Consider the following 24,152-nt stretch of genomic DNA (forward strand, 5'->3'; position numbering starts at 1 on the left):
CCTTAAAATCTGTTTATCTTCACAAGGATCTTAGTATTATCCGCAGCTGATCCTGCGTCAGAGCGAACAACAAGTTCTTCGGCCACTTCCCACTTAGAAATGATTGTCCTGGTATTTCTGGACCTGAGCACACGAGTTGATCAGCAGAAATCACTACGGAGTCCTCGGATGAGTCAAGTTCTGGTTTGGATGATATTGCATCGAGAGAGACCTTGGATACTTCATTATTGGGATTTTGAATCGGAACTCTGGAAGTAGTATACCTTTGCTTCCGAGCAAGAGGCGCAAGCTTGGATGGACGGGCCTGGAGTAGAGGTTTTTCGCGAGCGGAATTTGCTAAGAGAAGATTATCGCGTCGAACAAGTCAGCCTTAAAGTAGACGAATAAAATAAGGGGCCGAGATCCCTCTTAGCCCCTTCCCGTAACCAGCCCTGGACCGACGGGCGAAAGTGGCTGCAATCCTAGTTGAACCTGTTCAGTAAAATTGCCAAGAGGATGTCTGATTTCCCTGCCTCCAAAAGTAATTTAAAGTGGATGGCATGTACTCAGACTTTTGTAGCGGAACGTATGGACCTTGATTGCCTCAAACTACTGTTGCAGCGGATAGAACGGTCGAAATTGCAGAATTATCAGAACTTGCAGGTCGGTCGGAACAAGAGGTCGCAGACCTACAGTCCCTTTCCAACCTGCGGTTACTTACTCCCTCTCAGGTGGCAAAATTCGTTGCAAATAATTCCAAAGATGCAAAAATCGACTGCTATTTTGCAACTACAGCAACGAATTTATCCAAATGATAGGGAATAAGTCCTGCACTTCGTATCAGACTTTTAACTTTATCCTAATCGCATTCAATGATGAACTAAATTCAGCCACCCTATGCCGATGAAAATGGACAAAATTGTGACCGGGACGCCCGCTCGGCAATACTCCAAAATACTGATGGAAATTCCCTCTTTTCGTGCAATTTCCACAACAATCAGATTGGCGATAGAGCCTAAGATCGTCAGATTACCAGCCAGCGTACTCGACATGGCCAATGCTAACCATGCTGTTTCCTGCATTTCGGAAGGTAGAGTGGGGATGATCGGCTTAAAGAGTAACACGGCAGGGACATTGCTGACGAGATTCGAAAGCAGCGCGGAGATCGCGCTTAAAAAGCTTATGGGGTAATCCCGCAGAAACTTCCAATTTTCTACCCCGGCATGGCTGAGAATTCGAATATCGAAAACGTGTACTACCACGAAAAGGCCCGCAAAAAGCAATAATAGCGACCAATCGATTCGGTCGTAGATTTTCTTGGGTTTGATTCGGCCCAAAAACAGAACCGCTGCCGCACTCAAAGCGACGATTGACATCGATACGCCTGCGAAGAACAAAACAACCGCGCTCACAGTCACCGATAGGCTTTTGATTAATAAAAATCGTCGAGCGAAATGCATCGGTTTCGAAGGTGTGTTTTCCTTTTTATCTTCAGTAGTTTCGGCCCCGGAGCTTAGCGAATTCCGATAGACCAAAAGCAAAATGCCATAAGCAGCAATAAGACTGAGAATGGCGATGGGAGCGAGCTTTGCCGCGAAGTGCAGATAACTGATATGTGACAATCCGCCGATAATCATATTTTGCGGATTGCCGGTGAGGGTTGCCGTGGAACCGACATTAGAGGCAATTGCTAACCCAATCAGCTGCGGTTTCGGATCGATTCGCAACTGTCTCGTTAATTGCAACACCAATGGCGTTAAGGCGAGGCAAACCACATCATTAACCAACAACGCGGATAGGAAACCGGAGAGCCCCATCGTAGTCGCCAAGAGAGCCTTGGGTTTTCGAAATCGGCCTAAAGCCCAACCCGCCAGAATCTCAAAGAATCCGGCTCGATGGAGAAAGGCGACGACCGCCATCATTCCGAGTAAAAGTGCAAGGGTTGCGAAATCGATGGCTTGGATCGCTTCATCGAAATTCACAAGTCCGAAAGCCATCATGGCGGCCGCGCCGACCCAAGCTATCCCGGCGCGGTCAATCCTTAGGCCAGGAAATTTGCCCAGTGCCAAACCGAAGTAAGTCACAGCGAAAATGACCCAGGTCAACAAGACATTTCGGTCAAACACGTCGCGCTACCTTTTTCATGCGATTTCGCAGAGCTTTTCGCGTTAACCTAATCTTGGGTTGAACTGGGTTAATCGAAGTTTTCGGCGCGGGGCTGGAACCTTTGATGAAGTTCTTAGTCTCCGGCATCAAGAAAAACAAGAGAGCAAAAGCCGCAGCAGCAACTCCTGAGAGAAAAAGGAAGCCCGCACTGGAGCCAAATTGATGAACGATCGAACCCGCTATAAGCTGACTCAGCGCGGCACCAATACCAACCGCCGTGGAAATCGCACCCAAGGTGAGATTGAATCGGCCTGTACCTTGCGTGAGATCGGCGATCACCAAGACCGAAACGACTCAAAATATTCCAACCCCTAGGCCATCCAGGATTTGGATGGCGACCAGTAGAGTAGTATCATCGGCGAACGTATAGAGAACGCCGCGAACCGGCAGGACTCCGAAGGCGATCAAGAGAAGTGGTTTTCGACCCCAAGGTACAGGCGTCTCCCCTATGCATTGCATAGGTGGACTAGAACGGTTCCAGGCGCTGGCACCCCACGGTCAGCCGCTTCGCGGCATTCCATGCACCGCGACGACTACACCGAATTGACGCCCGAACAACGACTGCAGCGAATTCCTTACTCACTTTCCCTAGGCCTGCTCCGCCTCGAACGACGAAAGGCCCTCACGCCCCCCTTCCACTCCTGCAGATTCCCGCTCAATTCCGCCAGATCGCCTTGAAGATGTTCCCCCAAAACTGCTCACTGACACTCGGCGGCGATGACGACAGTAGCGGGGATTTTGCTTTTACGACAAAAGAAATGATGTTGACTCTATGTCAGAACCGACATAAAATATAGTTGTGGACGGAGAAGACAAACCCCTTGTCTGGCTGCACGGTGAGATCAAAACGCCACCCTTCTCGGCGGAAGCCAGAAGTGAGGCTGGATTTATGTTGCGCCGTCTCCAAGGCGGAGAATCTTTGGAGATGCCCCACTCACGTCCAATGACATCTATTGGCTCAAACTGCCACGAGTTGCGAATAAAGGACGAGACGAAAAACTGGCGAATCTTCTACTATCTCGATGACGATGCAATCGTTATCCTCGAAGTTCACACCAAGACGACCCAGAAAACGCCGGATTATGTAATCGAGACGTGTAGCAAGCGACTGGCCGCATACAAGCAAGCTATCAAAGCCAAGAAGAAGGGAGACAAATCATGAACGCAGCCAAGCGAGAAGCCCTGAAGAACGCCGGGTTTCGGGTCGGCACTGTTCAGGAATTTCTCGGCCTCGAAGACTGGGAAAACCAAATCGTTGAGCTGAAGTACCAGTTGACTAAGCATGCAAAGAGACTTCGTGAAGTGCTAGGCCTTACTCAACAATACGTTGCTCGAAAAATTAATTCCAGCCAGTCTCGCATTGCTAAAATTGAAGCTGGCTCGGAGGACGTTTCACTCGACCTGCTCATTAAGTACTTTTACGCGGTAGGAGGCAGGTTGGAAGAGCACGAAATAGAAACTACACCTCGACCAAAGAAGACGAGGGAGCATGCTTCATCAAAAACTGTGACTAGAGTCCCGTTTAGAAAGAAAGTAGTATCAGTTTCTTGACGTGTGAGTTTCGCCTCGGCAGGTTTGCCACTTAGGATCGCACGAGTTAACATTCAGATCAAGTGAGACTATATCCCTACCTTGAGCAACCGTGAGACGTAAATCACAAGAGCCAGAAACAGATATACGATGAGCCGGGCAGGATTGGGCGGCGAGAGCATCCAGACAGGATAAACCGCGACATACACGACGAGAGCAAGCGACAGCGAATTAACAGCGTCCAAACTATATCCTTCAGAGGTGAACTGCGGTTGCCTGTTACGCGAGTGACCTTGCTGCCAGAGCATCAAAAGTCAGTAACAAACGCCACCTTACGATCGGAACTGCAACCTTTCACCATAGCGTGATATAGTCATGACAGCCAGAGAGAAAGACTTGATCCACACGCTATGCAACCAATTCATGTCGCGCCGCATCTGTTCATGAACGTTACGCAACTCCGCTGGAAATCCGGGTTTGATCCCCAGCGGGGACATTTCATACGCCATAACACTGGTCCAAAAAGTAAGGGATAGAGATCAGTTTAATGGGATATTGCGAAGTGACGAAAAGTTCGCGCGAGAGAGTGTGGAGGTCTTCATATCCTTGAGCTTCTTGTCTGCCTTCTCAATGATCTTCTCGTATTCGGCTTAGTTGAGATTCCTTTTGTTCAATTCTTCTTTGGCAGACATCCGAACCCGCTTGAAAAGCTCTGAATGGAATTTCAGGAACCCCATTCTGCCATATTCAATAGCACATTCAAATCCATTTTGGCCAGGAATCATATCTGACTTGCAGGAGAAATCTTCGGTGGCTCTAATGATTCTTCAAAAAATTTCTCCACCCTCCCCCGGACACTTTCCCCTTCTACCGGGTAATTAACAGATAGCCTTATTTTCTGTTCCCGTCAGACGACCGATCGTGCGGCGAACGTCGCAGTAGATTGGCGTGACTTCATTACGCCAGTCGCAGCCGCGAGGCGAGGGAACCATCTGTTGGCTGGTAGACACTTTCGCGAGGGGTTACAAGCACCGACACCCCACTCGAGGACAGCCGCTCCCGTTGTTCTGCCACGAAATCTGACACGTCCAACACCTCGACCAACTCCCGCTGCGCAAACGTCTTCAGTACCTCATCGCGAAGCCCCAATTGGATTGCTCGCCTTTCCAGCTTGGCGCCGGATGGGTGGTGGTCCGGGTCCCATTGTAGCCTCACCGACGACTGGGTGACCGCTCGCGACCATTCGTCCGCAGTAGAGAATTGATCGCAGTCCCATGACGAGGGAACTGCCTGTGCCAAGAGCGAGTCAAAGAATGCACGTCGCAGCCGCAAGGCCAGCGTAACCTCTTGGTTCACTTTTGTGCCCCAACCGGAGCGGTACATCATCCACAGGAAGTTTGGCTTCACCCAACTCATCCGGGTGTAGCTAAATTCTCCACCGAACGTCCCGTGTTCGGCCACATACCGACCGATGGATGGACGATAAGCTTGGTAGACGAGGATAGTGTCGTCGTCGTACTGGGCGAGGATGTGGCGACCGACTTTGGGCCAATCTTTAGCCTGCTCCCAGTACGGCTGCGTAAGCAACGCCACGGTGTGCCCTCCCTCTTCTGTTTTGACCAATATTTCTCACCTGAGTAGTTCCTGACGGAGCTGGTATTTGCCATTCTCGTTCACACCCAACACCGCAAATCCGAACGCCTCGGCCAGCGCGATCAGCGGGCCGACACCACCGTATGGATAGGCGTGGGGGTTGATCCGTAACTCGCCGAAACCGGGCTCGACCAGCACACAGTCCAGCACGTCATACTCACTCTCTTCGATCGCCTCGAAGACACGATAGAAGTCCCAATTCGCGCCGAGTTGCTCGAAGGGTTCAGGGATCGCGATGACTGTTGAGTTCCGGATGTCTAGCCAGTGTGCCCGCTCATCTGGGGTAGGCCAGGAAAACCGGGCCTTGACTTCATCGGGAACATGCTGCACCCACTCCACTGGGTCTCGGAAGTGACCGGAGTTCTTATCCCGCCTGAGTTCCACGTAAAGCGAGCAGAGTATCTCGAATCGATCGAGGTTGTTCACAGCGAAACGTACACCGAACGATTCCATACCTGTTCACTTCCTCTGATGTATGCTCGGTTATCGAAACAATTTACACTTCGGGATCTGCTTGAAAGATCCGCACCAGATCATCGGTCAAATTGTTCGACCAAGGAGCTACAGTTTCCAATCATCACTTGAGATCCGGTACGGTCCAAAATGAATAGGCTGCAGTAACCAATTCATCAAAAGGGGTTTCGGCTTCGAGAACGATGGATGGCAATAGCGATTTATTCACAAGCTCAAGTAGTCGTAACTGCTCTTCCACAAAATATCGGTGTATAGCCTCCAAGCTACCACCGTATCGTCTACCGTAGTGACTGATGAACTTAGTGTCCTTTCTGCTGAGGATAGTTCGTTCCCAAATCGTTTCTTCTTTCGCCCTCAAGAACAGCAATCGGCACCCCATCGCTTTCAGTGCTTGATCGACAGAACTCACATCCTCCCATTTAAGTAGACCTGGGCGAACGCAATGAGTGAGATGGAGTGTGTCAATGACACTGTAGAATTTCGCCATTTCCCCCGCCTCGGCAATGCTGGAAAACCAATTCAGTTGTTCGGTGATCTGTCGCAAGTGCTTGCGATTGTGATCCGCCGTTCGATTCTCACTCTCCTCATCTGGCGACAATGGAAAATAAGAGTGACCTTGAGGCAGATGCAGGAAAGTGCGGATTGTAGTTGCCTCATGCACATACCGACGGAGCAATGCGTCAATGAGCCTGGATTTGCCGACACCAGCTACACCTTCGACCAGTACTATTTTTGACCTAATCATGTATCAATCCTGCACATTGAACTTCAAGACCGATAATCGTTCTCGATGTTATTCCATGCGGAGGCGAGAACATTCTCTGAACGTTGCATCAGTGGTTTGTAAAGTGTGATTCGCGGCAGATAGCTTTGAACTGCTTCGGAGCGATTTGTCAAATTCGTAATCTGTTAACTGATTGAGGCAGCCGGGCGCACCGATGTCGGTGTCCTGGAGGACATGGAATTTAAACCCGTTTGAAAGAAAAACACCCCCAACAGACCGCGGAGGTGTCGGTGCTCTCCGTTCGACCGGCAAGAGTTTGCCACCGGAAGAGCAAAGGCCGTACACATTGCTTTGCCTAATTACGATACCGCAATGCGGACCTGGCATCGGCATGGTTATGTTCCCTTGATTAGCCCCCGATGCTGGGATTTTACAGCCCGAGGGCACATTCAGTCAGTAATAATTCCTCACTCTCCTTAGATTGTTTTTCGTGGGAGGTCCGACACGGCTCCGCACCTATCCCGCCCCCTGGGACGGCCACTCCAGCTTTGGAAGTCTCGCCAGCTCTCGTCCATAATCTACGCAGGCACGAGAGAGTTCTTCGAAGGCCTGAGATTCACTTTCATAAACTCTATGTTTTGGATAAGTTTCGATCTTCGGTTCCAACTTTTTCCAGAGCTCGAAGCGTAAGGTGTCTTGGCGTTCATAGGATCTAGAAATCAGCCAGCCGTAAACACCGTAAAACCCCTTCCAAACCTTCCTATCCGTCAGACTCACTCGCGTGATGGGGTTATTTTTGAAAAGCATTTCCGCATGCCTCATAAAGTCTGCACAAGTCATGTGGACTTCCTCCATAAGCCCGCGACGGCTTGAGTACTCGCCAACCATATACCCCATGCTGTAAGCTTGCAGATAGCTCCGCCATTCAATCGACGAATCCGCGATCTGCCGACGTAACGTCTTGTATTGCTCGTCCTCCGGCTCGTTCTCTTCCAGCCAATCCGCGAAGATCAGTCGGAGACTATCGTCGAAGGGATGCTCACAGATGCGACGGATGAACGCGCCGCGGTCAATATCTAGCTTAGTTGGGGTCATGTTGCTAAATGTTAACACTTCAATTTGTCCGCTCAAGAAAAATAATAAGGCCTTATTTCAATGAAGAGTACTTTTTCGAGGGGCACAACCTTACGCGGTCCGACACACTTAGTTAGTTTACCATGGATACCACTGCATCCGACAAAAACGATCGCTCCTTCCCTGCTTATTCTGCTCCCGTACCTCGATTTCTTCTCTCCCTCGGGTCTTCTCCAGCCCAAGAACTCTCGCACCTGTCCACAGGACGACTCCGACCGCGAAGATCAGATCCTCTTTACGTCACGCACGCCAGGAATCGCGTAGCCGTCCAAAGTATGGGCGTGCGGGGGCGGTCCGATCAATTTCTGTCGGAAAGTCGAATCTCGTCTGATTGTCTTTTTAAACGATTCCTAGTGGCTGCGTTTCTTTAGGAAAGAGTTGATCGAGTAGCGGGCTTTCCGCTTTGGGAATCTTCAACTTCTCTAAAAGCTGGGCGAAACAACTTTGCCCCACTTGGGCCCACCGGTTAATCTCTTCAATCGTCTTCTGCAAAGTGTACTTCGACAGATACAACCGCAGCGATTCCAGAACGCTCTTGAGCACCGTTTGCCGCCGAGCTCCGATCGGAGTCTTATTCGTGCGACCCGTTTTTCGAGCCTCCGCGGGAAAACGCAACGTCCGCTCCGCTTCGTTATTCGTGCCGCCAATCGATTTCATCTCGCCATTGGGTTGCTGCACGGGCGAGGCCGTCACGAATTCGAACAGTTGCTCCGCCAACACCAGACGCATGACCTCTTCGTTCAGCAACCGGTAGGCGTCTTCCAGACCCGTCGTCTTCGACAGTTCGGCTTCGCATATCGGTTGGCACAAGGCAACCACCCGAGCTTCCAACGCCGCTACCGCTTTCTTTTTCTGCTGGGCGTTTAACCTTCGATCGCTTTGAACCTCGCAGGCTTCCTTATAGATCGCCCGCAACTCATCGGTGAAGTGGCGATAGGCCGCGTTCGTCGGATCTTGCAAAGTCAGCTTGATCCCCTTGCGAATCAGATGAGACCAACACTTCTGCGAATTGCTGAACTGCGCGTAAACGGCCGCGTTGTCGCTGAGGACCAGACCCGAAAATACCGCCGGATCCAGGATTTTCTGCAACGTTTCGGCATCCTTGTGCACTCCGTAAAGCACGTATCCGGCTGGTGAACTCCCTTCTTGTCGGATGAGTTATCCTGATAGTTTTTAACCTTCAGGAGTCGGAGTCATGTCGAAGCGTCGTGTTCGAGATCCCCAGCGGGAAGCGTTTTGGAAGAAGACGATTTTGGATCAGCGTTCCAGCAACGAATCCATTCGAGCCTTCTGTCAACGGCTTCGAATCAGCGAGGCGGCCTACTATTACTGGCAACGGGAACTCAAGCGTCGGGAGGCTGAAGCTTCTCCCGGGTTCGTTCCGATCACGGTAGTTCCCGCCGCTTCCGATTCAACAAAGCCGTCCCTGCCAACGATCGAAGTTCGCTGTCCGTCGGGGCATGTTGTGACTGTTCACAGTGTCGAAGAATCGACTTTCCGAGCCCTCTTCGGCGCGTTGTCCGCTCAGGAGGTCTCATGCTGAACTACACTTCGGCGAAGATTCTTCTGTGCGTGACGCCCACCGACATGCGGAAGAGCTTCGACGGTCTGGCGGCCCTGGCCCGCGAGCACCTTCAAAGCGATCCGCTCTCGGGTACCTGGTTCGTCTTTCGCAACAAAAGAGCGGACAAGTTGAAGCTGCTCTACTGGGACAAAGACGGTTATGCCATCTGGCAAAAGCGTTTGGAAGCCGGGCGCTTCGAGATGCCCAAGATCCCCGTGGATGCGGCCGGTGTATCGATCTCCTCGAGCGATCTGGCTTTGATTCTGGGCGGTATCGACCTCTCTTCGGCCCGGCGTCGCAAACGCTTTGAACTCGAACGTCAGGCCGGCTGAAAATCTTTTCGGCAGATCGCATTATTTTTTCGAAGCGTTGAAACTTTTTGGGTTGCCGATCCGAGGATCCTTCGCTTGATTCAGAAATGGCTCAAGGCTGGGGTATCCGAAGACGGTTGCTGGGCGGAGACCCTCAGCGCGCTGCATCTATTCTCCATAAATCTAGAGATAACAAATTCGAAACAACGAAGCGCGATCTTCTGGTTAAATAGTCACTTTCTATTGCCTTTCATGTCAGAATAAATCGCGATTAAGCTGTAACCGCACATCAGACACAGTCTCACAGAAGCCTATTTTGAGGTTGTGAGGGACGATTCGTTCGTGATTTTTCAGATTTAGAATTGACACTCGTAACGGCAAGTATTGACGTCTCGAGAATTTGTGAGTAAGAGCTTTGCCGATTCGAAGAAGTTCTGAATTGAAATGCGATTTTGTCGTTACTTGGATTGAGCCGCCTTTCTATTCAGACAAATTGACCTGGCAATCCAAAGATAAGGGCGACCCGGATCTTCCAGCGACCGCCCAGCTTTATACCAGCGTTTAATGCGCCTGGGAGCTTTTGGCAACGAGAGTTCCAAAGTTGATCTCTATACCTATGCGCGGATTGCATATCGAGATTTCGAAATTCGGCCAAGGTCTTCGCGCACCGGCCATACCAAATCGCCGACGCGTACAGTTCTCAAGCTATGAGCACCGCCGTTTGCCTAAATCATTCAGCAATCGCGCTCCCGGCCTTCGCGACATCCGCACGGGAGCGAGGAGCAGGTTGCAAGTCGAGGATGCCGCCGATTTAAAGGTCAATGAAAATGAGCACTATGGTAGTGGTGTCGAGTTGAATCATCTGCAATTACTAACGAATTTGGTGTCCCTTGTCGCAGTCCTATTGATTTACAGACCGCCGTAAAAGCGTCCAAAAATGTGCGCACTCATCAAAGCCATCGCCAGACTGCCAGATCCCGCGACCAGTATATGACTCCAACAACGAACCCCGAAGTTTCCCAACCGTGCAAGTAACAAATAGGCGAATATGAAGTTCGCGGAACCCCACAAGACGTTGACCCACGCGGGCGATAATCCTTCGCCTGGTGGGGTCGCGAAGGGGCTCTGAAACGGGTGCCCCATGACACCGCTTACGAAATGAGGAATCGCGTTGACCAGAAACGCACCACCAAGAAAGTAACCGAGATATTGATACCAGCACACGCCTAAATCCTTTCTAATCGGGTCGGGGTCACGTCAATCTTTATTGACTACCCTGCGATTGCTCATTACGATAGTTGAGGATTGGCTCAACTATATGGATTGTTGATGATGGACTCAAATAAGTCAAGACCTAATCTCGAACGAAGCATGCTCAAGCCTCAGCGAAGCAAGGGTAAGCTGCGCGTCGCTTCCTTGATGGAAGCGGCGGCGTCGGCCATTGCGGAAAAAGGCTTTGAAGCTGCGACAATGGCGGAAATCGCCGCCCGCGCCGGTGCGCAGATCGGATCCCTGTATCGCTTCTTTCCCAACAAGGAAGTCTTGGCAGACGCCTTAATCCAACGCTACGGAGAGCGGATCGACGAGGCAGTCGGGAAGATTGAAGATCAGGTGGCATCGTTTTCGGTCAACGATTTGGCCGACAAACTCGTTGATTTACTGGTCGAGCTTCACGGCGAAAGTAAGGCCATAACCGCCTTGCTAGAGGCCCGTTCTGAGTGGTCGGTCAAGCGAACCGAGTTCCGCAAGGCCGCGCTGCGGCGTATAGCACAGATCCTGATGCTCCGTTCGCCGAAACTTCAACCTGATAAAGCCGACGACATTGCCGTTGTTCTGCTGCACAACATGAAGACCATGAAGGCATTGACTCACGAACAGGGAATCGCCACCAGCCCCGGAGCACCGCAAGAACTAAGAGAGATGAATAGACTCTATTTGGCGAGCAAACTTGGGAAAAAGCCGTGAAGCCTCCCCGCCACAGGCTCCCGATCGATGCCCGGGGTAATATGAGGTATAAGTTTTGTCGATAGGGAGATTTGCCATTTCTGGTGAGCAAGTTCAATTCGTCTTGTTGCAAGCGGATTGACAGGATTTTAACCTGCGATCTCTTGTTCACCAGAAAAGGGGTAAAGCACTGAAGAAGAGAAACATGGGAACACTTGAACCCAAAATAGAGAGCGAAAATCTATTCCTTGCTTAAACGGCTGTCATTTCAACACTTAACCTCTGGAGGTGTTCGTACTCTTCGTTAGATACAAACACCCCGACGGACTTGCTGCCACGCAGGATTTCGATGGGTTCGTCGCGAACCAGATTGAGGAATTCGCCGAAATGGGTCTTGAAATCGGTGGAATTGACTTTACGCATGGAGCCTCGATGTGATTGGTTGATGTGTTCAATCAGGATGACCGAGCAATTTATGATTCGCTTCCCGAGTTTCTGGCAGTACGGGAAACACGTGTTGAAGTTAAGCAGGCGGGCTTTCGCACCCGTATTATCATAGTTGCTTCGACGTTGTTAGATGCGGACGAGATTACCAAGACTGACCTGGCAAAACTATATCGCACTCGCTGGAATGCGGAATTAGATCTACGCTCGTTAAAACAGACTCTGCAAATGGATATCTTACGCTGCAAGACACTGGAGTTGGTCCGTAAGGAAATTTGGACTCACATTCTGGCTTATAATCTCCTCCGCACGATCATGGCTCAGGCTGCCAAAGAACATGAAATCGATCCCCGATCGATCAGCTTTAAGGGAACCTTCCAAACGCTTGAAGCCTTTCAGCAAGTGATTGCGATGCATAGCGAAAAGAATTCTGAATTTCGCTGGGTGGTCTATCAGTTGATGCTTGATGAGATCGCCAGCCATCGAGTTGCGAATCGACCAAATCGTTATGAACCGCGTCGCAGAAAACGCAGACCCAAACCCTACGACCGACTCATGATGCCCAGGAATGAAGCCAAACGCCAACTGGCGAAAGGAGTTAGAGATAACTAAGTGCCATTCGTCCGACACACCTTATGTACGGAGCCACGAGCGCTATCGAAATCATCCCACCGGCCCAAAAATGAACAGGGTTAGGATTAACTTGAGAGAGGCTACAACTCCTTCCTCACTTCCTGAGCCACTCGCTGGCCCGATCGTACAGCTCCGTCCATATACCCACACCAGACTTCTGACGTCTCGGTCCCGGCCCAGTGAATATTTCCAATTGGCTTTCGCAACGCGATTCCGTATTCGCTTAAAACTCCCTTCGGCAGCGGGGACACGCATCCAGTAATCCATTTATCTCCAGCCCAGTCGGTCTCAAAATAATCGGTAGGTTCCTTAGCCGACTTCCCGAATAAAACCGCGAGGTCTTCAATTACCGACCTTCGTCGAGCCTGGCCGTCCTTTGGTGCTTTCTTAGGATCGATGAAGATAACCAATACTCCTTTTGATCCATCCGGCGGTGAGTTGTCGAAAGTGATCCCCGCAGGGCCATGATCGCTGACGGCCAGCCCGCTTAACCCAGCCTCTCGCCAGAAAGGCTTCGGGTAGACAACGTTTACTTTGAATCCCGGCTCGCCAATCCACTTTTTCATTAGAGCCGTACGTTGAGCAGGAAGAGCAGGGTTAAACTCAATTCGGCGCGTGTCGGCCGGCATCATTGCCACTACCAATCGCTTTGCCTTCACGCGAACAAGCTTCGATTCAATTATGAGTACATCGCCGGAGTGATCGATCTTGGAGACGGGAGATGCCAGCACCAAGTCGTCTCCGAGTTCTATTGCCATCTTCTTCGAGAGGGCTTGCGGACCGCCCTTAAATCGTAGTTCCTGAGCCTCGACGTTGAGTGCGTGGAAGCTTCCTGCCGAGTGGATGTAAAAGAGGAACCAAAGTAAAGAAGTTTTCTCGGGCGGTCCAAGTTCCGTTTCGATCTCAAGGCCTAGCTCTTCGCGTGTTTCCGCCCGTGACGCATTCGTTTTAAGCCAGTCCGCGATGGTGATCGCGTCCCATTCTTTCGCTCTCTTTGCCGCCCACGGATCGGCCAAAGGAACTTCCTTGGCCATCGCGTCAAGTTTCGCTTTCACCTTGCGCATATCGGCGCTTCCACGTTCTTCCGCCGATGTGGTGAATCGAACACCAGAGACAGAAATGATCGTCTTTCCTTTTTCGTACGATTTGAAAGTTTCGACTCCAAGTTCTTTTGCAAGACCGAGAATTGCAGTCTGCGTCGGACCAACCCATTGGCCACCTCCTTCGACGACATGCCCTCCCCCGATCGAATGATCGAAGGTTCGACCCCCTACGCGATCACGTGCCTCGAGAACGCAAACACGAATATTGTGACACCGGAATTCACGAGCGGCTGTGAGCCCGGCAAGGCCCGCCCCAACGACAGCGACGTCTACAGACCTGGCGATAGGTTCTCCGCCGATAACTACTCCAGAGGCAAACGTAGAACCAATCGCAGCCTTGAGGAATTCTCGTCGAGGGGTGTTTGCAAGTTCGTTGAGATGGCTCATGAAGTCGTACCCTTAAGTATCGTTCGCTGTTTAGAAGTTAAGAAATTGCATCCGCGAACTGTATCAGATCCATATCCAACCAAGCACGAGTAATTCGAAATATACCCAGCAGTATAGCCAAGCTGGAACCGCAATGAAAATTTCTAAAGGCACCCGCCACAACCAGCCGCCCGCTCGACCTACTGAGCGCCGAATAAGTTCGATCAGGAACGAAATGCAAGGGATGGCCAAAGTTATCATAGGATTGCCAACGTAAATCTCGATGCGCAGCACATGTTGGTTGTCCCAATCGGGGGATAATAACCAGGTCACAGGTACGCACAGGACCGTAGCGATCGCGAACGAAATGCCTGCCATCGCAACTCCGCGAACATGTCGCAGGGTGACAGCTTTGACTGTATACAGGAAGAGGATAAGTCCGACGCTCCCAGCTACGGAAAGCCAAAGGTTATGCTCATAGGACACCAACATTACCTCCGCCCCCAACCAGATAGGACAAGTTCAAGAGAGTTGGTGATTATTGTGGTGATGGATCTCAGGAGGTTCAATTCAGTTTTCGAAGGATAGGTTGCGGAAAATGGCACTGCATATACTCCCCTAACCTACGGCGGTCCGACACGCCGCCTCCAGTTGGAATGAAGAACTTTGTCCATGAGATCTGTGAACTTCCAAACGAACAGATTTAAGTATCAAATCCACTTACTCGCGACGCTTCAAAAGTTAACTTGAGCGATGCATTCTGTGGGTTCCTAATCCCGAAAGTCGCAATTGCTCAACCCACCAGTCTGCTCGATTTGCGCTCTGTCTATCAGCGAACAGCTTGGCCAAGTCCTCAATCTCTTGCCAAGCACCGTCCTTGTCGCCAAGTAAATAAAGTATCTGCGCATTTTCTTGCTTGGGTCGGAATCGGTTGAACCAGAAATGGGCGCGATATGATGAAATCCCATCAAGCGTATCCAACTCACTCACCAAGAGTTTGATGAAGTTGTTTAAGTAATCACTCACACCCTGGCCAAGAGAGAAGGGGCTTTCTCTTTGGCAAAGTGAGCTTGGACGGCTTGTGTCATCCAGTCGAATGAATTCCGTTTCTGCTGTCGACAGGTTTCGATCACGGTCAGCATTCTTTCAACGAACCGACTCCCTTGAGCCGATTGGGTTCCAAAGCATAACTTCCGCCAAATGACCGCGGGCCGCAAAGCCCGCTCGGCGGCATTATTGGTGGGCTCTACTCCTTCGACATCGACGAACGTCCAAAGCCGAGCCCGGTATTTCCAGAGTTCGGAGCAAAAGCCACGCAGCTTCGGATCGAATTTTCCTCGCAAGAGCAAGGCTTCGACTTCGCTTCGTATGGGGATCATTTGTTCGCCGAACGCTTTATGGCTGAGGGTTCCGTCCCGAACGCGATTCCAGAGTTCGAACATCGCCCGAGTCTGTCGTTGCAAGTCGTGTCCTAAGCGTCGAGCGACCGGACAGGGGCGATCGATGAGGCTTTGGAAGTCGCGGAGCAAATGAGCCCAGCACCACTGCAAGCGTCCGAAAGCCCAATACATCTTGGCCCGGTCGCAGCCTAGAACGCCGGTAAATGAATCGCCCAGGAATTCGAGGACCACCTGGGCTTTGCGGCTGGTGCGGAGAGCGAAGACGCTGAAAGTCGCGGCTACAAAAGTCCAGGTCCAGGCTTTGGCGAGCCCTTCTTTGGTGGGCGATTCGTCGCCGTTGAGGACCGCTTCCCCAGGCAAGGCTAAGGCCAACTCCTGGTAGGGGCTTGCAAGGCTTCGGCGGCTCGGTTCTGCAGTTTGATCATCCAGGAAGCCGAAGCCTCCTGACCCAGGATTTGTTCCAGAAACAGGGCGCAGCGTCGTTTGGAGAGCCGGAAGCAGACCATCAACAAAGCGGACAAAGCAACCAATCGAGGCCCGGCCATTCCGACAGGCACGCCTGGGGGTAATTCTCCGCAGGTGGTCTTGCCGCACGAACAGCGCAGACGATGGAGTTGATATTCCGTAATCGAAGGCTTGATTTCGGGAATCTCCCAGACCTGATGACGCAAAGGCTGGGGATCTGTTCCGTTCAAAGGTTCGCCACAACGGCGGCATTCGGCCGGTAAACAAACAATGACGCCGTCGCACTCGTGTGCGGAAACCAAAGAGCGTTCGTGTTTGGGATGCCCCGGTTGGCCGCCCGACTTCCGTTTGGCCTTCTTTTGGGCTTGCTTCGAAAGCTTGGCGTGGGGATGTTGCGTTGAAGGCGGCTTCGAAGAGTTGCTGGAATCCTTGCCGAGTTTCGCTTCCAGTTCGGCGATGCGGTTCAAAAGAATCCGCAGCACGGCCTGAACTTCCGGCGTTTGGCGAACAAGCCACTCTTCGCTGACACACTCCATGACCCGAGTATGAGATAATTAATTCCCCAGCGCAAGAGCAATTCCCGATAATCTCAGGACGAGGTGTGAGCGGTTACCCCTAAGTCGTGAGGGCCAAAAGCCATCAGGATAACTCACAAGACAAGAACGGAGTTCACGGTACGGCTACGAGCTCTTAGTGAATTCGATCATCCTGCTTTCAATTAATCAAAATATGGCTCCGATGCTGTCTCAACAACTGCAAGTTCTTCTGAGCCTCGGTATGATTCGGATCTATTTTCAAAAGCGTCAACAAAGCGGATTCCGCTGCGTCCAAATCTTCGTTCTGTCGCAACAGTGCATGAGTTAATAGAGTGCGCAACTGCACCGATCGCGGAAATTCCCGGACTGCTTGCTCCAGTGAGTGTCTCGCGTCCGATAGTTCTCCTCTTTTCAGTTTCCCTCGGGCACTCCAAATTTCCGCCTCGTGTTTACACGGAGACGACCGTTAGAGCATCGCCCATTTCGACCGGCGTTGACAATACTTGTTATATATATATATATATATAACATCGAACATGAGGATTATATAAAATCAATAACAATTTATTATTTTTGTTTATGGATTCTTAATATCTAATACTCAACTTCAGAATACTCTTTCCGCAATGATCAGTCAGATAAGTATTATCGCTTTTTTTTCGACGAACCCCATTTCAAGTTCTGCGAAGGAATTGAGAATCGAACTGCTACTGATTTTCTGGAATACTTAAAGTGGCGAGTGTAGAGATTTCGACAGCGGGGGTTCTTTCTATACTCAGGAAACGACTCTCCCTTCCCTCTCCCCCACCGGAGGTCGGACCGGGGCGGCACAGAATCTTCCATCACTTTGGTTGTGCGGGGTTCGATCGTTTCTGATGGGTCGGAAACCCTTTCGCTTCGGGTTTGATTCGCGATTCTCACTCGAATCCAGGAATAAAGGGGCCCTATTTTTATTAACGTTAATACAAATCGAATTTTGCTCTCCCCTGCCCCTCTTGGGTTCCTGAACTGGTCCGCGCGGACCTTCACAGATCTGTTTGTCGAAGCGGCTTTCGCGACGGCCCCGACTCAGTACCCGCGACGACCGGAGCCGGCAGACCGGCTCGAACCTTCTGGTCCGAAGCCCCTGCGGCCGCCGCGTACTCCCTTGCCGACTTCTTCCGACGGCTCGAGCCCCCCCGTTGTTCACCGCCGCGGCCCCGATTCGGACGGGTCCCGACCGATTTTCGGCGCGAAGCCGGAGGAACCGGGACGGGGCTTCTGGTCTCTGCAAGCCGGTAACGGGCTTCCGGGTGATCCTATTGGTCGGTGCGGCCCGATCGATTTGGGATCCTCTGTAAGCCCCCTACCGAAGCTCGTCAAGAGAACTTTTTGGGCGACCACAATGTCAGTTATAAGACTTACTTTTCTCAGCCCCTCGCCGTCGCCGGGGATCAGAAAAGTCCCGCTCAAAGATTGATTGAACTTTTGGACCTCTCCGAGCCGAGTCGAACATACCGCTTCGGTGAAGGAATTGACCCGGTGGAGGCCCTCGCGTTTACGCCCGATAGGCGGTACGATCAGCAAATTACTCAGGGTGGAACGTCCGGGCGGAGGTGATCGCGATCTCCATGAGGGGGACCGGTTTCCCGCAGGAACGGTGTTAGCTCTCCTCGATTCAGAGGATTACCAGCGCGACCGTGCGGTGGCCGCCCAAAGGCTTGCACAGGCGGAAGCGAAGCTGGTGTCCGCCCAAGCCGAAGCCGACAGCGCCCGTAAGGAGTACGACCGCCAGCGTCAGGCCCTCGGGGCCGTATCACGCAGCGATTTAGACTCAGCCAAATCCAAAGCAGAAACGCCCGCGGCGAGTGTGAACACAGCCACCCGCGAGGTTGATGCCACAAAGGTGCAACTCGACCAAGCCGACGCCAATCTCGCCTATTGTCATCTGAAGATGCCCTACCCTGTTCGACACGGTCAACAACGCCGAGCAGGTTTGGCAGGACCTTGCTGCGAAGCTGGATGTGCTGGATGAGCTGCCGACGGTCGGTGGGCAGTCGCTGTAGCCCAAACTGGATAAGGACTTCGGGGACACAGTAGCTGTGATGCTGACACTCAGCAGTCCGCCCGTTTCCGACTTCGAGATCGACGAGCGAGCACGGGTGATCGGGGCCGCCCTAACTTCCATCCGCGAGCACCGGGTTAATGAAGGAACGGTTCGTCAGCGCTGATCTCCTGGGCGAGAATAGGACAGAATCCTGTCGCCCTCGAAATAGTAAGTCGTTACTTGGGGACGGCGATCAACGAATTCAAAATTGGTTACTTACTCAACTTCCTTTTCAAATGCTGAAGCCTTGATTCTGCATTTCTCAAAAGACCCGAACCGATCGCGAACGAAAGGACGACCAGGAGCACGAAATTGTTGTTCACAAAATATACCAGCGACCCTTCGCTGGCTTTTGGTGTCGGGTTGGGGAATGCCACCCCCAGCCTGGGACGACCAAAGTCAAACCACCCAAAAATAAATTGTCCGGCGAGCAAGGCGATTCCGGTCGTGATGAAGACCCAACCCAGGATTTTCTCCAGAATGATCGAGTCTAGATTCACATCCATTTTTGGTACGGAAACTTTGCTTTGCGTGGGGGGAGGCGTGGACGGAGACTTGTTCGGCTGCTCTGGAGTTGGGGACGGAGAAGTCGGCAATACCTCTAGCAAGGGTTGCAGACCTGGCATCGGAAGAATTGGCACGGAAGGATTCATATTGGTAGCAAGTGATTCCAGTTTGGGAGGACTGGATTTTTCTTCAAGGGGCCGAGGAGATTCTCTACCTGCTAAAACGGGGGCCCCGCAGTGCGGACAAGAGACCGCTAACGTCGATACTTTTCCCTGGCATTCGCGACAAGTGACGATCGACATGATTGGCTCCTGACTGCTTATTCGCAGTGGTTGGCGGTAATTCTAAAAGTACCTTATCCCGTTCAATCCGATTCTCAACAACCCCAGCGGACTCTGCGCCATCGCGGGGGCAAGAAATTCGAATAATTCGCAGAAACTGTCGAAATTCAAAGTTCATTTCCAGGTTCTGCGAATTTTGTGATCCCGTGGAAGTTCACACCTTTTGAGCTCCTTTTCCAAGACTTCAAGACTTTTGACCCATGAACAATAGCCGGCAAGGAGTCGAGTCAAAAAGGGGAGTAGATGAGATTTGTCGTCAAACGAGACCATCGAGTTTGCGATTACCTCAATATTAATTGCCAGGCTCTGGCAAGGTATTGGCAGGAATAATCCACTTTCCGAAATTTTTCTGCCCTCAAGCGCTTTAAGTTTCCGCTTGGATCGATGTGGAGCATCGTGTCGTCGCAAAGATCGGCAGAAAGTTCCCGCCATATTACAAAGGGTTTTTCATGAAAATTGTTTCCAAATTTCTATTTCTGGCACTCCTCTGCAGCACAATTCTGGGGTCAAGCCGAAAAGTTTCCGGCCAGACTCCCTATCAGGAAAACGGAGCCATTTCCGAGCGGGAAGTGAAAGTGCAGCTCGAGGCTCTCGGATATACAGTTACGGAGCATATCGATACCAACGGGGCAAAAAGATTTTCAGTCCCTGTTCTCTGGAACGGACGGACTTACCCTTTGGGAGTCGGCTTCAGCGCGGACAAGTCGATGGTCTGGCTCTATTTGAACTTGATCAAAATCGAAAAGCCTGAGAATTCCGGAGGAAGATTTCAGAAACTTTTGGAAAACAACTACACACTGGGAGCCTCCACTTTCAGCTACAATCCGAATACCCAACTCCTGATGCTCCACCGTCCGATCGATAACCGCGGAATCACGGCCAAGATTCTGGACGACAAAATCGACCGCATCCTGCGAGGTGTGGAGTCCACTCGGGCCGATTGGGATTTCGATTGGAACCTCCCCATTTCCGCCTCCGCTCGACAAGGCAAGTGAGAGGAAATCCTCCGGGAAAAGCAGGTTTTAAAACCTGCTTCTGCTCTGTTAGTATGGTGGAACTCGATAAGGCATTGCTCCGGGTAGTACTTCCGAATTTTACGGTTAAAAGCTTAGGGATTTCCATGCTGGATAGCGAGCGGATCGAAGAACTCCTGGACCGCTATGAAGAAGCCCTCGAGACGGGCCAAGTGGTTACGGTGGAAACTCTCTGCCGGGACGATCCGCACCTGATCGAGGCGGTTCGAAAGAAATTGGCACTTCTGGCAAAAGTCGATGGCCTGGTGGCCGCGGATGAGTCGGAAATCGGCATTCCCTCGGAAAAGGTCGCAGGCCGATATCGGGCCCAGAGTCCTCTCGGACAGGGCGGACTTGGCCAAGTTTTCATCGCCTTGGATGAAGAATTGGAACGCGAGGTTGCCCTGAAGCGCCTCCTACCCGGAAGAGCTTCCGATCCCGACAATCAAGCGCGCTTCCGTCGCGAAGCCAAGATCACCGGACAGCTGGAGCATCCGGGCATTGTCCCGATCTATGGCCTCGGATCGGATTCGAAGGGAAGACCCTACTACGCCATGCGAAGGGTGACCGGAGACACCCTCGACCAAGCGATCGAGCGGTATCATCGGAAGGAACTCAGTTTGCTGACAGTCTTGCGAAATTTCTTAACCGTCTGCCAAACCGTAGCCTTCGCCCATAGCAAGGGGATTATCCATCGGGACCTCAAGCCCCAAAACATTCTCGTGGGAGAATTTGGGGAAACTCTGGTGATCGATTGGGGGCTGGCCAAGCCGGTGGCCGAAGGGGAGCCTATCGATGCGGAAACTGCGAATACCTCCCGGATAGACGAAGTGACCCCGACGATGCAGGGGATCCGGAAGGGATCTCCAGCCTATATGAGTCCCGAGCAAGCGGAAGGTCTACCCGCCACCGAATCTTCCGATATTTACGCGCTCGGGGCGACGCTCTACAAAATCCTGACCGGAAAAGCTCCCTTCCAAGAAGGTTCCCGCATTTGGGAGCGGATCCGGACGGGCGACTTTCCCCCGGCTCGGGGGGTTCGTCGCGACGTCCCCCTCTCCCTGGACGCCATCTGTCGAAAAGCGATGAGCGTTCGTGTCGAAGATCGGTATCCTCGAGCTCTCGAGCTGGCCTCGGACATCGAACACTGGCTGGCGGATGAACCGGTCTCCGCCGCCCGCGATCCATGGGGGGTTCGCTGTCGCCGCTGGATGCGTCGGCATCGGGCTTTAGTGTTGAGCGCTTTGTCGATGCTGGCAGTCGGGATCGCTGCGGTCGTGGTGCTGCTGCTCCGGGAGGATCAATCCAATAAAGTCTTAAAGCAATCCAACGACGAATTGATACAAGCCAACCAGCGGGTCACCCAATCGTTGGACGATATTAAGAAGGCGAACGAGAAAGTGGAAAACGCCCTCCACTTCAGCCGTTGGGAACGAGATAAAGCGCAGATAAATCTGGCCTCCGTAGCCTCGGGAGAGCAAAAGGGGGCGCGGGCGGCGTATCTGTTACGTCAAACCAGCCCCCGCCCCGGGGAGTCGGACAATCGATCCTGGGAATGGTATTATCTCAGTCGCCCCTTTGCTCTCGACCGAGCGGAGATACCCGGACCCCCCTCTCCTTCCGCGATTGCCGTTTCAAATGACGGCCGCTGGGTGGCCTCCACCAACGGGCGGCAGGTCTCTCTGTTCAGCGTAGAAACCGCCAAGCGGATGTTCACGTTTCCGACGAAACCGTATTCCTTGTCGATCGCTTTCTCGCCCGATAGTCGTACGCTGGCCGTCCCCAACGAAAAGACAGCCGCTTTGTGGCGGTTGCAAGGCGAGGATTGGATTCACGGGCCTGCGATGGAGCGCTTCGCACACCGCTGCGAAAGTTTAGCTTTTGCCCCGGCAGGAAATCTCCTGGCCGTTAGCGGAGACGGCGGCCGCCTCCGACTTTTTCACTCCGGCACCGGAAAATTACTGGCGGATTCCCAAGAACTCCAGCAAGGCCAACCCAGCACGGACGACAACCTGGAAGGTTTAGCGTTCTCCGCCGATGGAACTCGGCTCGCCGGGAGAAGACTTTTGCAACCCCTGGTATTTGAAATCGAACAAAAAAAAGAGATCACTTCCCTGAAGCTTGCTTTTCGAGGGGGGAAAGAGATCAGCGCTTATAAAGTCTGGTTCGAAGAGAAGCAGAACGACCTGGCCATTCAAGATTCCAACGCGATACGAGTCTTTGACCGATTCCATCAGGAACGAAAGAAAATTGCGCTCCCCGCGGAGGGCCGCGAGGTGCATCCGATTCTGAGGGAGCCGTCCGGGAGTTATTGGGGACTTTCCCAGGGAGTCGCCTGGCAGATTTATCAGCCCCGCTGGCGCGATCCCTCCTCCCTCCCGGGCTTTCCCGGTGTGGAGCGATTCGGTAAGCCGGTGATCCAGCCGCTCCGTTTTGATCAGCTCGTGTCGGCCGTGGGTCTTGCCTCGAACGGAAAAACCGGGGCTTTTGGACTCCGGGATGGCCGCATCGTGATTACCGATACGATTTCGACGGAACCGCAAGTAATTATCCGTCACTCCGGCTTGCAGGAGGTCACGGGGGCGTTTCTAACTCCTCACGGGGATCAACTGCTATCGTTCGACTCCGGACGAAATGCCTGCTTTGGCCCATTAGGTTCCGAGCCCCGCTTTCGGAGGAGCGGCGAAATGAACCCTGGGATTGGTCCCTCGTCTACTCCTTGGACCGGCAGCCTCTCCAACGATGGGGCCCTGTTCGGCATTCGGGATGCGAGGAATATTTCCGTCATCGAGTCTTCCAGTGGACGGACGCTCCTCACCCTTGCCTCCGCCTTCGAGGGAGGCCTCTTCCCAACCCATGCGCCCCTGGGATTCTCTCCCGATGGTTCGCGACTGGCGTTTACGCTTTCGAAATTCGACTTCCCGACCCAGAAATTCACTTCCCACGAAGTCCGAGTCTGGAATTTAAAAGAAGATCGAGAGATTCTCCGATTTCCCAGTGAAGGGCAGGCGCTCGATCTGGCCTATTCGCCGGATGGTCAAAAAATTGCACTGGCTCAGGAACATGAGGTCCTCCTCTATTCCTCCGACGGATCGAGAGGATTGCAGCGGCTCAAGGGGCGCGGGCCATTTAACAGAGTGGCCTTCTCTCCGGATGGTTTAAAAATCGCCGCGGGATCCAATTCGGGTGAAGTCACGGTCTGGAAATTATCGGATCCCAAAGAAGGAGAAGTCTTTTCCCTCCATAGTTCGGAAATCACAGGTCTGAATTTTTTTCCGGGAAGCCGACTTTTAGCGAGTAGTGGTACCGACGGCTTTATCCGGCTCTTTGATGTCGTCGACCGACTCGAACGCGGAACCTTGCCGTGCCGGCTTCCCATCAAATCTTTGGCTCTCGCGGCCGATGGAAAAACGATCGTGGCGGGTTGCGAACAAGGTCTCTGTATGGTTTTCCGCGCGGCCGAAGATGCCACGATCGTCAGAAGGCTGCAAAAACAGGCCCAAAGACCGCCCGACCGGAGCGAAATTGAACGCGATCTGGCAATTGCCGCTTGGGGCTGGTATCTCGAACGGCGTCGAGAAAACGATGAAGTTTGCTCGCAGCAAGCCCTGGAGATAGGCGTGCAGGCGTGCGAGAAGTTGGAAAATTCTCCCGAAACCGAGTCTTGGACGAAGGCCTTTCAAAGCGAATGGGAAAAATTGAAAAAATAATTGCCCCCGGGGAACTACTCGATCCGCTGAGAAGAGTGTGGTGCGGATGAAACTATTTAAGTCAACTTT

Annotated in this window: 24 protein-coding genes; 10 read left to right on the forward strand and 14 right to left on the reverse strand. The window is 52.3% G+C overall.

The features are described 5' to 3' along the window. Positions 1-848 precede the first annotated feature (848 nt). The gene (locus KIH39_RS08515; protein ID WP_213498911.1) at positions 849-2,105 is read right to left on the reverse strand and encodes an ArsB/NhaD family transporter; all 1,257 of its coding nucleotides are present in this window, start codon (positions 2,103-2,105) and stop codon (positions 849-851) included. Further along, positions 2,098-2,379, reverse strand: coding sequence for an MFS transporter (locus KIH39_RS27050; RefSeq protein ID WP_390623701.1), 282 nt, complete (start codon positions 2,377-2,379; stop codon positions 2,098-2,100). The genes KIH39_RS08515 and KIH39_RS27050 overlap by 8 nt, the downstream gene beginning before the upstream one ends. Between KIH39_RS27050 and KIH39_RS26565 the strand changes: the two genes are divergently transcribed. The 3 genes from KIH39_RS26565 (at position 2,308) to KIH39_RS08530 (ending at position 3,696) form a co-directional block, all read left to right on the forward strand. After that, positions 2,308-2,460: a hypothetical protein gene (locus KIH39_RS26565; protein ID WP_246539610.1), complete on the forward strand. Its 153-nt coding sequence runs from the start codon at positions 2,308-2,310 to the stop codon at positions 2,458-2,460. The genes KIH39_RS27050 and KIH39_RS26565 overlap by 72 nt on opposite strands. Before the next feature lie 484 nt (positions 2,461-2,944). Continuing rightward, complete coding sequence (locus tag KIH39_RS08525; protein WP_261353064.1) at positions 2,945-3,307, forward strand: type II toxin-antitoxin system RelE/ParE family toxin; 363 nt, start codon at positions 2,945-2,947, stop codon at positions 3,305-3,307. Beyond that, positions 3,304-3,696, forward strand: coding sequence for a helix-turn-helix transcriptional regulator (locus tag KIH39_RS08530; protein ID WP_213498914.1), 393 nt, complete (start codon positions 3,304-3,306; stop codon positions 3,694-3,696). The genes KIH39_RS08525 and KIH39_RS08530 overlap by 4 nt, the downstream gene beginning before the upstream one ends. A 936-nt stretch (positions 3,697-4,632) precedes the next feature. Here the strand turns inward: KIH39_RS08530 and KIH39_RS08535 are convergent. The 5 genes from KIH39_RS08535 to KIH39_RS08555 all read right to left on the reverse strand — a co-directional run bounded on the left by KIH39_RS08535 (position 4,633) and on the right by KIH39_RS08555 (position 8,782). Further along, positions 4,633-5,268 (reverse strand): DUF4291 domain-containing protein, encoded by a 636-nt coding sequence (locus KIH39_RS08535; protein ID WP_213498915.1) that lies wholly within the window; start codon positions 5,266-5,268, stop codon positions 4,633-4,635. Between the two features lie 36 nt (positions 5,269-5,304). Beyond that, the gene (locus KIH39_RS08540; RefSeq protein ID WP_213498916.1) at positions 5,305-5,781 is read right to left on the reverse strand and encodes a hypothetical protein; all 477 of its coding nucleotides are present in this window, start codon (positions 5,779-5,781) and stop codon (positions 5,305-5,307) included. A gap of 124 nt (positions 5,782-5,905) precedes the next feature. After that, positions 5,906-6,547 (reverse strand): hypothetical protein, encoded by a 642-nt coding sequence (locus KIH39_RS08545; RefSeq protein ID WP_213498917.1) that lies wholly within the window; start codon positions 6,545-6,547, stop codon positions 5,906-5,908. A gap of 495 nt (positions 6,548-7,042) precedes the next feature. Next, positions 7,043-7,621, reverse strand: coding sequence for a TIGR02996 domain-containing protein (locus tag KIH39_RS08550; RefSeq protein ID WP_213498918.1), 579 nt, complete (start codon positions 7,619-7,621; stop codon positions 7,043-7,045). 378 nt (positions 7,622-7,999) lie between these two features. Next, positions 8,000-8,782 (reverse strand): IS66 family transposase, encoded by a 783-nt coding sequence (locus tag KIH39_RS08555; protein WP_213498919.1) that lies wholly within the window; start codon positions 8,780-8,782, stop codon positions 8,000-8,002. 73 nt (positions 8,783-8,855) lie between these two features. Between KIH39_RS08555 and tnpA the strand changes: the two genes are divergently transcribed. Further along, a complete protein-coding gene (gene tnpA / locus KIH39_RS08560; protein WP_213498920.1) occupies positions 8,856-9,203 on the forward strand; it encodes an IS66 family insertion sequence element accessory protein TnpA in 348 nt (115 codons plus the stop codon). Next, on the forward strand, positions 9,197-9,556 hold the full coding sequence (tnpB, locus tag KIH39_RS08565) for an IS66 family insertion sequence element accessory protein TnpB (RefSeq protein ID WP_213498921.1): 360 nt from the start codon (positions 9,197-9,199) through the stop codon (positions 9,554-9,556). The genes tnpA and tnpB overlap by 7 nt, the downstream gene beginning before the upstream one ends. 888 nt (positions 9,557-10,444) lie before the next feature. On the opposite strand, the gene KIH39_RS08570 is transcribed toward tnpB, so the two are convergent. Next, the gene (locus tag KIH39_RS08570; protein WP_213498922.1) at positions 10,445-10,759 is read right to left on the reverse strand and encodes a hypothetical protein; all 315 of its coding nucleotides are present in this window, start codon (positions 10,757-10,759) and stop codon (positions 10,445-10,447) included. 147 nt (positions 10,760-10,906) lie between these two features. On the opposite strand from KIH39_RS08570, the gene KIH39_RS08575 reads away from it, so the two are divergent. After that, positions 10,907-11,500, forward strand: coding sequence for a TetR/AcrR family transcriptional regulator (locus tag KIH39_RS08575; RefSeq protein ID WP_213498923.1), 594 nt, complete (start codon positions 10,907-10,909; stop codon positions 11,498-11,500). 231 nt (positions 11,501-11,731) lie between these two features. Here the strand turns inward: KIH39_RS08575 and KIH39_RS08580 are convergent, their stop codons facing one another. Then, a complete protein-coding gene (locus tag KIH39_RS08580) occupies positions 11,732-11,902 on the reverse strand; it encodes a type II toxin-antitoxin system Phd/YefM family antitoxin (protein ID WP_213498924.1) in 171 nt (56 codons plus the stop codon). A 24-nt stretch (positions 11,903-11,926) separates the two neighbouring features. Here KIH39_RS08580 and KIH39_RS08585 point away from each other — a divergent pair, with 24 nt between their 5' ends. After that, the gene (locus tag KIH39_RS08585) at positions 11,927-12,535 is read left to right on the forward strand and encodes a transposase (RefSeq protein ID WP_246539690.1); all 609 of its coding nucleotides are present in this window, start codon (positions 11,927-11,929) and stop codon (positions 12,533-12,535) included. A 101-nt stretch (positions 12,536-12,636) separates the two neighbouring features. On the opposite strand, the gene KIH39_RS08590 is transcribed toward KIH39_RS08585, so the two are convergent. The 4 genes from KIH39_RS08590 to KIH39_RS27055 all read right to left on the reverse strand — a co-directional run bounded on the left by KIH39_RS08590 (position 12,637) and on the right by KIH39_RS27055 (position 16,862). Beyond that, positions 12,637-14,046 (reverse strand): flavin monoamine oxidase family protein, encoded by a 1,410-nt coding sequence (locus tag KIH39_RS08590; protein ID WP_213498926.1) that lies wholly within the window; start codon positions 14,044-14,046, stop codon positions 12,637-12,639. A gap of 1,001 nt (positions 14,047-15,047) precedes the next feature. Continuing rightward, entirely contained in the window at positions 15,048-15,785 is a 738-nt protein-coding gene (tnpC, locus tag KIH39_RS08595; protein WP_246539611.1) for an IS66 family transposase, read from the reverse strand. A gap of 2 nt (positions 15,786-15,787) precedes the next feature. Beyond that, the gene (locus KIH39_RS08600; RefSeq protein ID WP_213498928.1) at positions 15,788-16,426 is read right to left on the reverse strand and encodes a DUF6444 domain-containing protein; all 639 of its coding nucleotides are present in this window, start codon (positions 16,424-16,426) and stop codon (positions 15,788-15,790) included. Between the two features lie 178 nt (positions 16,427-16,604). Continuing rightward, a complete protein-coding gene (locus KIH39_RS27055) occupies positions 16,605-16,862 on the reverse strand; it encodes a tetratricopeptide repeat protein (protein ID WP_213500341.1) in 258 nt (85 codons plus the stop codon). A gap of 1,648 nt (positions 16,863-18,510) precedes the next feature. Between KIH39_RS27055 and KIH39_RS26805 the strand changes: the two genes are divergently transcribed. Beyond that, positions 18,511-18,636 carry a hypothetical protein gene (locus tag KIH39_RS26805; protein WP_261353066.1) on the forward strand — a complete coding sequence of 42 codons (126 nt, stop codon included), beginning with the start codon at positions 18,511-18,513 and terminating at the stop codon, positions 18,634-18,636. 88 nt (positions 18,637-18,724) lie between these two features. Here the strand turns inward: KIH39_RS26805 and KIH39_RS08610 are convergent, their stop codons facing one another. Next, positions 18,725-19,153 (reverse strand): hypothetical protein, encoded by a 429-nt coding sequence (locus KIH39_RS08610; protein WP_213498929.1) that lies wholly within the window; start codon positions 19,151-19,153, stop codon positions 18,725-18,727. A gap of 656 nt (positions 19,154-19,809) precedes the next feature. Between KIH39_RS08610 and KIH39_RS08615 the strand changes: the two genes are divergently transcribed. Together KIH39_RS08615 and KIH39_RS08620 are read left to right on the forward strand one after the other, a co-directional pair. Then, entirely contained in the window at positions 19,810-20,355 is a 546-nt protein-coding gene (locus KIH39_RS08615; RefSeq protein WP_213498930.1) for a type III secretion system chaperone, read from the forward strand. 125 nt (positions 20,356-20,480) lie between these two features. Then, complete coding sequence (locus KIH39_RS08620; RefSeq protein ID WP_213498931.1) at positions 20,481-24,083, forward strand: serine/threonine-protein kinase; 3,603 nt, start codon at positions 20,481-20,483, stop codon at positions 24,081-24,083. Positions 24,084-24,152: the final 69 nt, after the last annotated feature.

The sequence above is a fragment of the Telmatocola sphagniphila genome, assembly GCF_018398935.1.
Lineage (GTDB): Bacteria > Planctomycetota > Planctomycetia > Gemmatales > Gemmataceae > Telmatocola > Telmatocola sphagniphila.

Bases quoted from the DNA above. Each gene is read 5' to 3' on its own strand.
- tnpA (WP_213498920.1), top strand. From the start codon at position 8,856: ATGTCGAAGCGTCGTGTTCGAGATCCCCAGCGGGAAGCGTTTTGGAAG.
- tnpB (WP_213498921.1), top strand. From the start codon at position 9,197: ATGCTGAACTACACTTCGGCGAAGATTCTTCTGTGCGTGACGCCCACC.
- KIH39_RS08580 (WP_213498924.1), bottom strand. From the start codon at position 11,902: ATGCGTAAAGTCAATTCCACCGATTTCAAGACCCATTTCGGCGAATTC.
- KIH39_RS08600 (WP_213498928.1), bottom strand. From the start codon at position 16,426: ATGGAGTGTGTCAGCGAAGAGTGGCTTGTTCGCCAAACGCCGGAAGTT.
- KIH39_RS26805 (WP_261353066.1), top strand. From the start codon at position 18,511: ATGCTGACACTCAGCAGTCCGCCCGTTTCCGACTTCGAGATCGACGAG.
- KIH39_RS08545 (WP_213498917.1), bottom strand. From the start codon at position 6,547: ATGATTAGGTCAAAAATAGTACTGGTCGAAGGTGTAGCTGGTGTCGGC.
- KIH39_RS08540 (WP_213498916.1), bottom strand. From the start codon at position 5,781: ATGGAATCGTTCGGTGTACGTTTCGCTGTGAACAACCTCGATCGATTC.
- KIH39_RS08575 (WP_213498923.1), top strand. From the start codon at position 10,907: ATGCTCAAGCCTCAGCGAAGCAAGGGTAAGCTGCGCGTCGCTTCCTTG.
- KIH39_RS08615 (WP_213498930.1), top strand. From the start codon at position 19,810: ATGAAAATTGTTTCCAAATTTCTATTTCTGGCACTCCTCTGCAGCACA.
- KIH39_RS08590 (WP_213498926.1), bottom strand. From the start codon at position 14,046: ATGAGCCATCTCAACGAACTTGCAAACACCCCTCGACGAGAATTCCTC.
- KIH39_RS08550 (WP_213498918.1), bottom strand. From the start codon at position 7,621: ATGACCCCAACTAAGCTAGATATTGACCGCGGCGCGTTCATCCGTCGC.
- KIH39_RS26565 (WP_246539610.1), top strand. From the start codon at position 2,308: ATGAACGATCGAACCCGCTATAAGCTGACTCAGCGCGGCACCAATACC.
- KIH39_RS08530 (WP_213498914.1), top strand. From the start codon at position 3,304: ATGAACGCAGCCAAGCGAGAAGCCCTGAAGAACGCCGGGTTTCGGGTC.
- KIH39_RS08620 (WP_213498931.1), top strand. From the start codon at position 20,481: ATGCTGGATAGCGAGCGGATCGAAGAACTCCTGGACCGCTATGAAGAA.